At 72.2% G+C, this 13,416-nt stretch carries 13 protein-coding genes; 11 read left to right on the top strand and 2 right to left on the bottom strand.

Annotated elements, in window-relative coordinates:
• Positions 1 to 6 precede the first annotated feature (6 nt).
• The 9 genes from LO762_RS27750 to LO762_RS27710 are packed head-to-tail and all read left to right on the top strand — an operon-like array spanning position 7 to position 8,138.
• Positions 7 to 867, top strand: coding sequence for a mycofactocin-coupled SDR family oxidoreductase (locus LO762_RS27750; RefSeq protein ID WP_230619063.1), 861 nt, complete (start codon positions 7 to 9; stop codon positions 865 to 867).
• Positions 868 to 892: 25 nt separating this feature from the next.
• The gene (locus LO762_RS27745; RefSeq protein ID WP_230619061.1) at positions 893 to 1,084 is read left to right on the top strand and encodes a ferredoxin; all 192 of its coding nucleotides are present in this window, start codon (positions 893 to 895) and stop codon (positions 1,082 to 1,084) included.
• Between the two features lie 37 nt (positions 1,085 to 1,121).
• Complete coding sequence (locus LO762_RS33735) at positions 1,122 to 2,498, top strand: cytochrome P450 (RefSeq protein ID WP_230619059.1); 1,377 nt, start codon at positions 1,122 to 1,124, stop codon at positions 2,496 to 2,498.
• A gap of 47 nt (positions 2,499 to 2,545) precedes the next feature.
• Positions 2,546 to 2,866 (top strand): ferredoxin, encoded by a 321-nt coding sequence (gene fdxA, locus LO762_RS27735; protein WP_230619057.1) that lies wholly within the window; start codon positions 2,546 to 2,548, stop codon positions 2,864 to 2,866.
• Positions 2,866 to 4,536 (top strand): OB-fold domain-containing protein, encoded by a 1,671-nt coding sequence (locus LO762_RS27730; RefSeq protein WP_230619056.1) that lies wholly within the window; start codon positions 2,866 to 2,868, stop codon positions 4,534 to 4,536. The genes fdxA and LO762_RS27730 overlap by 1 nt, the downstream gene beginning before the upstream one ends.
• Positions 4,537 to 4,581: 45 nt before the next feature.
• Positions 4,582 to 6,063: an NAD-dependent succinate-semialdehyde dehydrogenase gene (locus LO762_RS27725; RefSeq protein WP_230619054.1), complete on the top strand. Its 1,482-nt coding sequence runs from the start codon at positions 4,582 to 4,584 to the stop codon at positions 6,061 to 6,063.
• A 34-nt stretch (positions 6,064 to 6,097) separates the two neighbouring features.
• Positions 6,098 to 6,400, top strand: a complete 303-nt coding sequence (locus tag LO762_RS27720; RefSeq protein ID WP_230619052.1) for a hypothetical protein — start codon at positions 6,098 to 6,100, stop codon at positions 6,398 to 6,400.
• 24 nt (positions 6,401 to 6,424) lie between these two features.
• The gene (locus tag LO762_RS27715; RefSeq protein WP_230619050.1) at positions 6,425 to 7,612 is read left to right on the top strand and encodes an FAD-dependent oxidoreductase; all 1,188 of its coding nucleotides are present in this window, start codon (positions 6,425 to 6,427) and stop codon (positions 7,610 to 7,612) included.
• A gap of 7 nt (positions 7,613 to 7,619) precedes the next feature.
• Positions 7,620 to 8,138, top strand: coding sequence for a DoxX family protein (locus tag LO762_RS27710; RefSeq protein ID WP_230619049.1), 519 nt, complete (start codon positions 7,620 to 7,622; stop codon positions 8,136 to 8,138).
• Between the two features lie 48 nt (positions 8,139 to 8,186).
• On the opposite strand, the gene LO762_RS27705 is transcribed toward LO762_RS27710, so the two are convergent.
• A complete protein-coding gene (locus LO762_RS27705; protein ID WP_230619048.1) occupies positions 8,187 to 9,509 on the bottom strand; it encodes an amidohydrolase family protein in 1,323 nt (440 codons plus the stop codon).
• Complete coding sequence (locus LO762_RS27700; RefSeq protein WP_230619047.1) at positions 9,506 to 10,666, bottom strand: nitrate ABC transporter substrate-binding protein; 1,161 nt, start codon at positions 10,664 to 10,666, stop codon at positions 9,506 to 9,508. The genes LO762_RS27705 and LO762_RS27700 overlap by 4 nt, the downstream gene beginning before the upstream one ends.
• A gap of 252 nt (positions 10,667 to 10,918) precedes the next feature.
• On the opposite strand from LO762_RS27700, the gene LO762_RS27695 reads away from it, so the two are divergent.
• On the top strand, positions 10,919 to 11,950 hold the full coding sequence (locus tag LO762_RS27695; RefSeq protein WP_230619045.1) for an isopenicillin N synthase family oxygenase: 1,032 nt from the start codon (positions 10,919 to 10,921) through the stop codon (positions 11,948 to 11,950).
• A 2-nt stretch (positions 11,951 to 11,952) separates the two neighbouring features.
• A complete protein-coding gene (locus LO762_RS27690) occupies positions 11,953 to 13,158 on the top strand; it encodes an FAD-binding oxidoreductase (RefSeq protein ID WP_230619044.1) in 1,206 nt (401 codons plus the stop codon).
• Positions 13,159 to 13,416 lie beyond the last annotated feature (258 nt).

Raw genomic sequence — 13,416 nt, 5'->3', positions numbered from 1 at the left:
ACCACCATGGGCCGAGTAGAGGGCAAGGTCGCCTTCATCACCGGAGCCGCGCGCGGGCAGGGCCGCAGCCACGCGGTCCGCCTCGCGGAGGAGGGCGCCGACATCATCGCGGTCGACCTGTGCCGCGACGTCGCGACTAACGACTACCCCCTCGCGACCGCCGAGGACCTCAAGGAGACCGTCCGGCTCGTCGAGGCGCACGGCCGCCGGATCGTCGCGCTGGAGGCCGACGTGCGCGAGCGCTCCCAGCTCGTGGACGCGCTCGGCCAGGGCGTGGCGACGCTCGGCGGGCTCGACGTGGTCGTCGCCCAGGCCGGGATCATGCCGCTGGGCGGCGAGCCCAAGCTCCAGGCGTGGACCGACGTCGTGGACACCAACTTGCTCGGCGTCGTCAACGCCGTGCACGCCGCGCTGCCGCACCTGCCCGACGGCGCGTCCGTCATCGCGACGGGCTCGGCCGCCGCGTTCATGGTCGGCCAGCAGGTCGCGCAGCCGGGCGCCAACCCGGGCGGCGCGGGCTACTCCTACGCGAAGCGGGCGCTGTCGGAGTTCATCCACGAGATGGCCAGGAACCTCGCGCCCCGGATGATCCGCGCGAACGCCGTGCACCCGACGAACTGCAACACCGACATGCTCAACAGCGAGCCGATGTACCGGGCGTTCCGGCCCGACCTGGAGAACCCGACCCGCGAGGACGCGCTGCTGGCCTTCCCCGCCCAGCAGGCCATGCCGATCCCGTTCATCGAGCCCGGCGACGTCAGCAACGCCGTCGTCTACCTGGCCTCGGACGAGTCCCGCTACGTCACCGGCCTCCAGTTGCGCGTGGACGGCGGCTCCTACCTCAAGTTCCACGACTTCCACCTCTGACCCGGCACCCGACAGGAGGCTCATCGTGAAGGTTCGCGTCGACCCGCAGCTCTGCCAGGGCCACACCCTGTGCGCCATGAACGCGCCCGACCTCTTCGCCCTGCGCGACGAGGACGGCCACGCCTACGCCCTCGGTGAGGACGTCCCCGCCGACCTGGAGCCGCAGGCCAAGGAGGCCGCCCGGTCCTGTCCCGAGCAGGCGGTCGTCCTGTTCTGACGCCGGGCCGCCCACAAGCAGCACGCGTAGGAGAAGAGTGAGCACTGAACAGGCGCCTACCGCGGACGCGGAGCGCAAGAAGCACGTCATCAGCCTCGACCGGCACAGCCCCCGCTACCGGCTGGAGTTCGCGGAGCTCGCGACCGAGTTCCACGCTAAGTGCCCGGTCGCCTGGAACGACACGCACGGCGGGTACTGGTTCGCCAGCGGCAACAACGAGCTGTTCGACATCGCCAGGCGCGCCGACGTCCTGTCGAACGACAACGACGTCGACGGCGTGCGGAACGGGTACGTCGGGATCAGCATCCCGCCCGCCTCCGCCTCGGCGGGCGGGAAGCGGCAGCGCGGCGGCTTCCTGGAGATGGACCCGCCCGACCAGCGGTACTACCGGCAGGCGCTGAACCCGTACCTGTCGCCCGCCGCCGTCGCCCGGTGGAAGCCGGTCATCGAGGAGATCACCCGGGCCTGCCTGGACGAGGTGATCGAATCAGGACGGATCGACTTCGTCGACGACCTCGCCAACATCGTCCCGGCGGTGTTCACCCTGGCGATGCTCGGCCTGCCGCTGAAGGACTGGACGGTCTACTGCGAGCCCACGCACGCGGCCGTCTACACCCCGCCCGGCACGCCGGAGTACGACAGGATGCGGGAACTCCAGATGGTGATGGGCCAGCACCTGATGCGGAACATGCTGGCGGTCCGGGCGGACCCGCGGCCGGGGCTCATCAACGAGCTGCTCAACGTCGAGATCGACGGCCGCAGGCCGGACGAGATGGAGGTCTTCGGCGTCGTCATGCTGCTCATCGGCGGCGGCTTCGACACCACCACGGCGCTGACCGCCCACTCGCTGGAGTGGCTGTCGGAGAACCCCGCCGAGCGGGAGCGGCTCAGCCGGGAGCGGGACACCCTCCTGGACAGCGCCACCGAGGAGTTCCTGCGGTTCTTCACCCCCGCCGTCGGCGACGGCCGCACCGTCTCCCAGGACTGCGTCATCAACGGCACGGAGTTCAAGGAGGGCGACCGGCTGTGGCTGTCGTGGGCGATGGCCAACCGTGACGCGAAGGTCTTCGCCGACCCGCACCACGTCCAGCTCGACCGGAAGGGCAACCGGCACGCCAGCTTCGGCCTCGGCATCCACCGGTGCATCGGGTCGAACGTGGCGCGGTCGGTCTTCAAGACCATGGTCACCGCCGTCATGGACCGGCTGCCGGACTACGTGTGCGCCCCCGGCGGGGCCGTGCACTACGACACCACCGGCGTCATCAACGGGATGAAGCACCTACCGGCGACGTTCACGCCAGGCCGGAGGCTCGGCCCCGGCCTGGCCGAGACGATCGAGCGGATGCAGCGCGTCTGCGACGAGCAGCGCCTCGCCGAGCCGATCACCGTCCGGGCCACGACGGCCAGGCTCTGAGCCGCCGGGTCCACAACACCAGCGAGTGAGACGAAGGGGAGTGCGTCGTGGCCTACGTGGTGGCCCAACCCTGTGTCGACGTCCTCGACAGATCCTGTGTGGACGCCTGTCCCGTCGACTGCATCTATCCGGGCGAGCGGATGGCCTACATCCAGCCGGACGAGTGCGTCGACTGCGGCGCCTGCGAGCAGGTGTGCCCCGTCGGGGCCATCTACTACGAGGAAGACCTCCCGGAGGAGTGGAAGGACTACACGCGGATCAACGCGGACGTCTTCGCGGAGGTCGGGTCGCCCGGCGGCGCCTCCGCGCTCGGTTCCCTGCCCGACCACGCCTCCGTGGTGGGGCTGCCTTTGAAGGAGGACCGCTGATGAGCGCGTCGGGACGGCCGCTTCCCTTCGTCACACCGTGGACGGAGTTCTATTGGCGCTCCGGGGCTGACGGAAGGCTGCGGATTCAGGAGTGTGCCTCCTGTTCGGCTCTCATCCATCCGCCCAAGCCGGTGTGCCCTTCGTGCCGGGTTGACGGGCCCGGCGTGCGCGAGGTGTCCGGGAGGGGGATCCTGTTCGGTTTCACCGTGAGCCACCGGTTCTTGTTGCCGGGGGTTCCTGGGCCTTTGATCGTGGCTCAGGTGGCGTTGGAGGAGGATCCCCGGGTTCGGCTCACCACGCGGCTGGTGGACTGTGGGGAGGCCGACCTCGAACTCGGGATGGCGGTGGAGGTCGTCTTCGAGCGGGTCGAGGACGTGTGGCTGCCGCTCTTCCGGCCCGGCGCGGCTCAGCCGGAGACGCCGTCCCCCCTGCCGGACGATGAGCTGACCGCTGAGCGGGTGGCCTCTCTGGTGCGGCCCGCACGGGTCGTCAAACGGTTTGAGGACGACGCTGTGCTTTCCGGGATCGGGAGGTCGGCGATCGGGCGGCGGTTGATGACCGATCCGCTGGCGTTGACGGTGGCGGCCTGCCGGGCCGCCGTGGCGGACGCCGGGCTCACGATGGACGACATCGACGGGCTGTCCACGTACCCCGGCGGCGGGCTTGAGCACGGCATGGGCGAGGGCGGCGTGACAGCCCTGGAGGCCGCGTTGCGGCTGCGTCCCACCTGGTTCAACGGCGGCGGGGAGACGTTCGGGCCCGGCGGGTCGGTCGTCGCGGCGATGCTCGCGGTGTCGGCCGGCCTCGCCCGGCACGTGCTGTGCTTCCGGACGGTGTGGCAGTCCACCCACGACACGCTGCTACGACAGGGCGCCTTGGGCGTGCCGTCACGGGGGCGTGTGACCGGGGACATGGGCTGGGGGATGCCCTTCGGGGCCACCTCGGCGGCGCACACGCTCGCGCAGACGGCGCAGCGCCACTTCCACCGGTACGGGACGACGCGGGAGACGCTCGGGTGGATCGCCCTGAACCAGCGGGCCAACGCGGCGCTTGATCCGAGTGCCGTGTACCGCGATCCGATGACGATGGACGACTACCTGTCGGCGCGGCCGATCACCACGCCGTTCGGGCTGTACGACTGCGACGTCCCGTGTGATGGTTCGATCGCCGTCGTAGTGTCGGCCGCCGAGACGGCCGGGGACCTGCGGGTGCGGCCGGTGCGGGTCGAGGCGGTCGGGACGCAGATCATCGAGCGCCTCGAATGGGATCAGAGCACCTCGACGCACGAGCCCCAGGTGCTCGGCCCCGCCGCGCACCTGTGGACACGGACGTCGCTGCGGCCGTCGGACGTGGACGTCGCGGAACTCTACGACGGATTCACGTTCAACTGCCTCTCGTGGATCGAGGCGCTCGGGTTCTGCGGCCTCGGTGAGGCGAAGGACTTCCTTGCGGGCGGCAAGAACATCGCCCGTGACGGGATCCTGCCGCTGAACACGCACGGCGGGCAGCTCTCGCACGGCCGGACGCACGGGATGGGCCTGCTGCACGAGGCGATCGTGCAACTGCGCGGCGACGCCGGGGAACGGCAGGTGCCCGACGCGCGGGTGGCCGTGGTGAGCAGCGGCGGCCTCACCCCCAGCGGCGCCATGCTGCTGCGGGCCGACCGGTGACCCCCGGCTCCGTCCGGCGGTCGCGGATCGGGAATCATTGACGATATGAGACATGTAGAAACGTCGATCGGAGGAGACGTGCGGGACGGGGACACCCTGTTCATCGACGGCAAGTGGCAGGGTGCCGACGACGGCGCGACCTTCGACGTCACCGACCCGGCCACCGGCGACATCGTCGGCACGGCCGCCGACGCCGGCGCCGCCGAGACCGACCGGGCGCTCGCCGCCGCCACCGCGGCGTTCCCCTCCTGGAGCAGGGAGACCGCCTACCGGCGCGCGGAGGTGCTGTGGAAGGCGCACGACCTGATGCTGGAGCGGTCCGAATCCCTCGCCGCGCTGATGACGCGCGAGCAGGGCAAGCCACTGAAGGCGGCCCGCAACGAGGTGCGCTACGCCGCGAGCTTCCTGAGCTGGTTCGCCGAGGAGGCCAAGCGCGTCTACGGAGGCACGATCCCGTCAGCCCGCGCCGACCAGCGGCTCACCGTGCTACGCCAGCCGGTCGGCGTCGTCGCGGCGATCACCCCGTGGAACTACCCGGTCTCGATGATCACCCGGAAGGTGGCACCCGCCGTCGCCGCCGGCTGCACCGTCGTCCTCAAGCCCGCCGAGCAGACCCCGCTGTGCGCCGTCGCCGTGTTCGACCTGCTCGCCGAGGCGGGGCTCCCGGCGGGCGTCGCCAACCTCGTCACCGCCGCGCGGCCCGAGGCCGTCGGCGACCGGCTGCTGGACGCGCCCACGGTCCGGAAGCTGACGTTCACCGGCTCGACCGCCGTGGGCAAGCGGCTCGCAGCGCGCGCGGCCGCCACCATGAAGCGGGTCTCGATGGAGCTGGGCGGGCACGCGCCCCTGCTCGTGTTCCCCGACGCTGACCCGGCGCACGCCGCCAAGGGCGCCGCCCTCGTCAAGTTCCTCAACACCGGGCAGGCGTGCATCAGCCCGAACCGGATCTTCGTCCACCGGTCGGTCCTCGACGCGTTCACCGCCGAACTCGTCGCCCGCGTCTCCCGGCTGGAGGCCGGGCCCGGCGACCGTCCCGGCGTCGCGATCGGGCCGCTCGTCGACGACGCGGCGCTGGCCAAGGTCGCCGCGCAGGTCGAGGACGCGGTCGCGCGCGGGGCCCGCCTGCTGGCCGGAGGGCACCGGCTCACCTCCGACGGGCTGTCTTCCGGCCGCTTCTACGCGCCGACCGTCCTCACCGGGGTGGACGAGACCATGCGCGTCTACCACGAGGAGACGTTCGGGCCCGTCGCCGCCGTCATCCCCTTCGACACCGAGGAGGAGGCCGTCCGGCGCGCCAACGACACCGAATACGGCCTCGCCTCCTACGTCTACACCAACGATCTCGGCAGGGCGGTCCGCGTCAGCGAGGCGCTGCGCTTCGGCATCGTCGGCGTCAACGACATCGACCCGACCGGCGCGGCCGCGCCCTTCGGCGGCGTCGGCGCCAGCGGCCTGGGCCGCGAGGGCGGCGCGCAGGGCATCGAGGAGTACCTGGACGTGAAACTCGTCGGCCTCGTCGCCCGCTGAACCCCCGACTTCCGCAACAGCAAGGAGCACCCGCATGAAACTCCGCGTAGGGCAGACCCTCCGCAGCACCGTGGACGGCACCGCACTCGTCGTCGTCCGCTGCCCCGCCGACGACCTCACCGTCACCTGCGGCGGCCGCGCCATGACCGACGAGCAGGCCCCCGCCCAGGCCCCGGCCCTCGCCGACCCCGGCGCAGGCGCCCTCCTGGGCAAGCGCTACACCGCCGACGGCGTGGACATCGAACTCCTCTGCGTCCAGCCCGGCACCCACCCGGTCGCCGTCAACGGCGCCGAGGTCGCCCAGAAGACCGCCAAGCCCCTCCCCGCCTCCGACTGACCGGCGGGGGGAGAGGTGAAAGGCGTGCCTTCGCATGTTGTGGTGGTCGGGGCCGGGCTCGGCGGGGTGAAGACCGTCGAGCGGCTGCGGGCCGAGGGGTACGGCGGGGCGATCACCCTCGTCGGGGGTGAGGCGCATCCGCCTTACGACAGGCCGCCGCTGTCCAAACAGATCCTCAAGGGGCAGTGGGAGCCTGAGCGGGTCGTGCTGCGCGACGACGTGGCGCTCGCCGAACTCGGCGTGAAGACGCGGTTCGGGGTCCGGGCGACGTCGCTGCGCGGCACCACGGTCGGCCTCGCGGACGGTTCGGAGGTCGCGGGCGACGCCGTCGTCGTCGCGACCGGCGTTGTGCCGCGCACCCTGCCCGGCCAGCCGGACGGCGCGCACACCCTGCGCACCCTGGGCGACGCGCTCGCGCTGCGCGACGCGCTCGGCCCGGCGCGGTCGCTGCTCATCGTCGGCGGCGGCTTCATCGGCGCCGAGGTCGCCTGTGCGGCCGCCGAGGCCGGAGTCGCGGTGATGGTCCTGGAAACGGCCGCCGTGCCGTGTGAGCGGGCACTGGGGCCCCGCGCGGGCATGCTGGCGGCGCGGCTGTTCACCGAGGCGGGCGTCGCCCTGCGCTGCGGAACCGCGCTCACCGGCTTCGCCGACGCCCGCACCGTCACCCTCGCCGACGGCACGACGCTCGGCGCGGACGCCGTCCTGGTGAGCGTCGGCGCGGCGCCCGACCTCGCCTGGCTCGACGGCACGGGCAGCCGCGCGCAAGGCGGCCTCGCGTGTGACGAGCGCGGCCGCGCGCTGGGCGCGGAGTCCGTCTGGGCGGTCGGCGACGCCGCCGCCTGGTGGGACCCGGCCGCCCTCGCCCACCACCGGGGCGAACACTGGACCACGACCCTTGACCAGGCGGCGGCCGTGGCGTGCGATGTGCTCGGCGCGCCGCTCCCCAAGGCGGCGCCCCCGTACGTCTGGTCCGACCAGTTCGGCATGAAGATCCAGACCGTCGGCCGCACCGGCGCCGCCGACGAGGTGCTCACCCTGCACGGCGCAGGGCTGGAAGGAGGCCCCGTGAAGGGGACGGTTCTTGGCTACTTCACCGGGGACGCGCTCAGCGGGGTCGCCTCCTTCGGTGCGCCCGCTTTGTTCGTCCGCTATCGGGCGCTCGTCGCCGCCGGGGCGTCACGGTCCGCCGTCCTCGCCCAGGCCGGACGGTGAGGGCACGATGATCGAGACTGATCTGGCCGCCGCCCTGCTGCGGCTCACCCTGGGCGTCACGATGGTCGCGCACGGCTGGAACCACGCCTTCGGCGGCGGCCGCCTTTCGGGGACGGCCCGCTGGTTCGAGTCCATCGGCATCCGTCCGGGCCGGGTCCACGCGCTGCTCGCGACGGTCACCGAACTGGGCGCGGGCGTCCTCCTCCTGGCGGGACTCCTGAACGCGCTCGCCACCGCCGCCGTGGTCGGCACGATGGTCGTCGCCCTGGTGGCCAACCACCTGAGGAACGGGTTCTTCATCTTCCGTCCGGGCGAGGGCTACGAGTACGTCCTCATGATCATCCTGGCGGCCTGCGCCCTGGCCGCGCTGGGGCCCGGCCGTTGGTCCGTGGACCACCTCGTCGGCCTCGCCCTGGACGGCCCGTGGGGTCTGCTCGTCGCCGCTGGCGGCGGTGTGGGCGGCCTACTGCTTCTGGCCGCCTGCTGGCGGCCCTCCCGCGCACCGGCGGAGACCCCCTCCTCCTGACCGGTGCCCTACGCCGGGGCGGGTCGCGCGTGCGCCTGCCCCGGCCCGTCAGAGCGCCAGGAGACGGGCCGTCAGGTCCGCCTCGTCCAGGCGGGTGCTCCTGCCGTCGCGGATGACGGGGTCGCCGTTCACGAGCACCGTGTCGACGAGGCGCGGGGTGCCCGTCGTCAGCAGCGTCGCCGAAGGGTCGCGGACGGGCAGGACCGCGTAGTCACGGTCGAACCGGAGGAGCGTGAGGTCGGCCGGGGAGCCGGGCGTGACACCGCTCGTCGGGGAGGGGAGGCCGAGCACGCGGTTCGCGCCCGCGCAGGCCAGGTCGAGCATCGCGGGCGCGGGCAGCAGATCCGCGCGCCGGTGCAGGGCGCGCTGCACGTAGGAGCCGAGCCGCAGGGCCTCCAGCATGTCCTGGGTGTCGTTGCTGGCGGCGCCGTCCACCCCGAGCCCGACGCGTAGACCCGCCTCCAGCATCTCCGGGACGGGAGCCACACCGCTGCCCAGACGCATGTTGCTCACCGGGTTGTAGGAGACCGCCACCCCATGCGCCGCCAACGTCCGCATCCCGGCGGCCGACAGCTCGACGCAGTGGACGGCCAGCAGCCTGTCCCACAGGAAGCCGGACGCCTCCAGGAACTCCACCGCGCCCAGGCCCGTGTGCGCGCGGCACATGTCGTCGTCCGTCGTCGTCTCCAGCAGATGGATGGAGACGGTCATGCCACGGGCCTCGGCGAACTCACGGACCACGGCCATGCCCTCGGGCGTCAGGCAGCGCGGGTTGGGCACCGCGAGCGCCATGGTGATCCGGCCGTCGCCCTTGGCGGCGCGCGCGGCCAGCTCGTCGGTGTGCGCGAGCGCCTCGCCGAGCGGCTGGACCAGGCGGGGGTCCGAACCCCACTTGCGAGTAGCGTCCACCCGGTCGGTGACGCCGCGGCCGAACACCGCGCGGATCCCGACGTCCTCCAGCGCCCGCAGGACGGCGTCGTGCAGCTCCGGCGACGGCGAGGGCCACATGTGCTCCACGAGCGTCGTGGTGCCGCTCCTGAGCGCCTCCAGCGCCCCTGCGGCGGCGGCCAGGTAGGCCCGTTCGGGAGTGAGCGCGACCGTCTCCTCGGCCACCGACAGCAGCCACGAAAGCAGCGGCAGCCCCTCCCCGACGCCCCGCATCAGCGCCTGCTGGAGGTGCGTGTGGGTGTTGACGAAGCCCGGGATCACGTGGGCGCCCGCGCCGTCGATCCCCGCCGTGCCGGGCACGTGGTCGCGGACGGCGGTGACCACCCCGTCCTCGAACAGGACGTCCTGGTGGGGCGCCCAGGCGCCGTCGCGGTAGACGGTGGCGTCCACGACGGCGCCGGGGCTGTGGTGCTGCGCGGTCACTTGATGCCGATCTTGTGGTCGGTGAACCGGTCGGTGAAGAAGTCCTCCGGCCTGAGGTCAGAGGGTACGTCGATACCCGCCGCCTTCAGGACGGGCGCAAGCATCTCCACCTGCTCCGTGACGCGCTTGGTGTCATAGGTGCCCAGGGAGCCGTCCGCCTCGTTCCCGATCAGCCCCTTGTCCTTCAGGAGCTGGGCGCTGTAGGTCGCCTCGCCCTCGCTGTAGGGGAAGAAGGAGACGACCTCGGCGACCATGTCGATGATCACCTTGTTCGTCGCGTCGGGGGAGGTGAGGTAGTCCACGCCCGCCTGCTGCACGAGCGGGACGAGCTTCTCCAGGCAGGGCGCCAGCTTCTCCAGCTTGTCCGCGCGGACCGAGAGGTTGGACGCGTAGATGTCATAACCCGCGTCCTTGAGAAGCTGGTACGCCACAGGCTTGTTCCAGGCCGGCGTCTGCTTCTCGAACGTGTAGGGCTCGGAGTTGGCGAAGCCCTGGAGGGCGATGTCCGGACGGCTGGCGAAGCGCGCGGGCGAGCCGTCGTAGCTCTCGTCGATCTGCGACTTCTTCACCAGCCCCTGCGCGACGAGCCACTGAGGGTAGTACTGGCCCTTCGAGACGACGACGGACGCGTCGGTCTTGCCGATGTCCGCGATCGTCTTCCACTGCGGGTACGTCTTGGGGTCCCACAGCAGGATCGCCGGGGTGTGCGACAGGAGCGGCGTCACCCCTACGACGCGCTGCTCTCCGGCGGCCGCGACGAGCTGGTCGCCGTGCACGAGGCCGAACGAGATCTTCTCGTCCACGTACATCTGGGACGGCACGGACTGGAAGCCGATGGCCGGGCCGCCCGCCCGCAGCGTCAGCTTCACGCCGGTGTCCTTGCCGCCCGCCACGAGCGGGCCGGTGATCGCCTTGGCGTCCGAGTCGACCTTCGCGCCGGGGCCGAGCAGTTGGAACATCGCGCCCATGTCGGACTGCGGCTGCCACTGGAGCTGGACGACGACCTCGGCCGGGCAGGCGCCGTCCAGGCGCTGCTCCTGCGGGGCCGCCTCCAGCGCGGCGGAGGGGGCCCCGTCCGCCGTCTCGTCGGCGCCGCAGGCGGTGAGGGCGAGGGCGCCGACCGCGCCCGCGGCCAGCATCGTGGTGAACCGTCTCATGTGCAACGCTCGCTCTCTGGGGAATGTTGGTGGGTGGATTGCATGTAAACATGGGTTTGTGTCGGTGCCGTTAAATCGCTGGATCCGAGCAGGATCCCTGGATTGCACACATGGGCTTAACCTGGTGTTACCTGGATGACATACCGAGGTCGCAGGCTGGTTCCCGGAACCAGGGATTACATGCAACCCCTGAAGTTGCCGGACCGGGCGCCTCTCGTACCGCCGGCCCCGTCACGAGAGAGGGAAGAGCCCATGTTCACCGTTCCCGTCCTGGACATCAGCCCCTACCGCGCGCCCGGCGCGCACGCGGGCGCCTCGGCCGAGTGCGCGCGCGTCGCCGCCGAACTCGACAGCGCCTGCCGCGAGGTCGGCTTTGTGCAGATCACCGGGCACGGGGTGCCCGACGCCGTCATCGACGGCCTCGGCGCCGCGCTCGACACGTTCTTCGGCCTGCCGCTGGAAGCCAAGAAGGCGTACCGCAGGCCGGGGGAGAACCGCGGCTACTCCCCGCCCAAGTCCGAGTCCCTGAGCCGCAGCCTCGGCATCACCACCGCCATGAACGACTTCTACGAGTCCTTCACCGTCGGGAGCGAGCGCTCCTGGTACGCCGACCCGGACCTGCCGGAGGCGAGCTACGCGGACAACACGTGGCCGGACGCCGCGAGCACGTTCCGCCCGGCCGTCGAAAGGTACTTCGCGGAGGTACGGACGCTCTCACGGACCCTCCTCCGCGTCTTCACCGACGCGCTCGGCCTACCGCAGGGCTACTTCGACGGCATGACGGGCCGCTCCATCGACGCGCTCAAGATGAACAACTACGCGCTCCCCGAAGGAGAGGCCGTCGCCGGAGAAGTCCTCGGTATGGGCGCCCACACCGACTTCGGCATCCTCACCGTCCTGTGGGCCGACCGGGTGCCCGGCCTCCAGGTCCTCGACACCGACGGCGTCTGGCACGACGTCCAGCCCGCCGAAGGCGCCTTCCTGGTGAACCTCGGCGACGCGATGGCCCGGTGGACGAACGACCGCTGGCTGTCCACCGTGCACCGGGTCGACCCGCCCGTCGTCGGAGGCTCGATCGTCCGGCGCCGCTCCGCCGCGTTCTTCTTCGACGGCGACCACGACGCCGTCATCGAGACGCTGCCCGGCTGCGCCGACACCGCGTCCCCCGGCTACCCGCCCATCACCATCGCGGAGAACATCGCCATGAAGGTCGCGGGCCTCAAGGGCACCGGCGCCGTCTCCACCCCGCTCCGCGAGACCGACCGCGTCCGGGCCGCCCGCTGACCATGCCCCGCACCACCCTCGACGGCCTCCTCCGCACCCCCGACCGCCCGTTCCCCTCACCCGACGGCCTCGCGCCGCCGTCCGGGGAACGCCCACGGACGGTCGCCGAACTCACCGCGCTCGTCGCCCGCGCCGCCCGGCACGGCATGCCCCTGACCGTCCACGGCGCGGGCACGGCCCCACCCGTCCCGGTCCGGCCCGGCGATCCGGGGGAGTACCTCGGCGGGCGTCTGGGAGGCGTCCTGCGGCCGGGCGGTGCGGGTCGGCCGGGTGTCGGGGGAGCGGGGCTCGTCGTGGACGTCAGGGGCGTGGCGGGGGTGCTGGCGGTCGAGCCGGGCCGGATCTCGCTGCTGCCCGGCACGGTGCTGCGCGTCGCGGAGGAGGCGGCCCGCGCGACCGGGCAGGAGCTCGCCCTCCTGCCCGGCTCCGCCGACGTCGCGACGGCTTCCGGCTTCGTGTGCGGCGGCGGCCCCGTCGCGCTCGGCTCGGCCTCGCACGGCGCCCTCCGCGACGGCAACGTCCTCGCCGTCGAACTCCTCACCCGCGAGCCGACCCCGCGCCACGTCCGCCTGGAGGGCCCCGACGTCCTACCCGTCCTGGGCTCCCACGGCCGCCCCGGCGTCCTCACCCGGGTGGAACTCCGCCTGGTCCCGGCCCGCTCCTACACGCCGGTGTGCGCCGTCTTCCCGTCCTTCGACTCCTGCTGCCGCTTCGCCTGGTCCGTAGCCACCAGCGACATCCCCACCCGCCTCCTCTCCCTCCACCGCCACCCCAGAACCTCCCTCCCCCTCACCTCACCCGACCTCTGTCCCGACGCCCCCATCACCCTCCTCCTCCCCGACACCAACGCCCTCCCCGAACTGGCCGCCCGAGCCGCCACCCACGCGGGCCTCCTCACCCCCTGGCCCGAATCCCCCTCCCACCTCCCCTACAGCCACCCCACCCTCTGGCCCCACCCCTCAACCCCCCGCCTCCCCTGGCTGGAAGGCGAATACTCCCCCCACCAGGAGCCCCTCTTCCTGGCCCAACTCCACTCCACCACCCTCCGCCCCTGCGCCCCCCACTTCCACCACCTGGAACTCCACCGCACCCCCCAAAAAACCCTCCAAACCCTCACCTTCCCCCCACACCCCCCACCCACCCCCCTCCCCCTACCCGACCTAAAAACCACCACCACCACCTCCTTCAACCAAACCCTCCACCTCTAACCCCACCCCCACCCGACATCCCGCACGACAGCCCGCCGCCCCGCCGACGCGGAGCGATGGCGAGCCATCGGTCAACCCGCCGGACGGCACGATCTCCTGCGGAAGGACCGGCAGTTCCGCCGACTACGACGCCGATTCGCCGCCCGGATGGCACCGTAGAGACCGCTCCACCACCTTCACCCTGTTCACCGGCGCGGCCCCGGACAAGCCGACCGCCCAGCCCGCCCTCGCGGCCGTGGTCGCACAGGTACAGGTCGT

This window comes from Actinocorallia sp. API 0066 (genome assembly GCF_020991275.1).
Taxonomy (GTDB): domain Bacteria; phylum Actinomycetota; class Actinomycetes; order Streptosporangiales; family Streptosporangiaceae; genus Actinocorallia.
This window is presented reverse-complemented; position numbering and strand designations above follow the sequence as displayed.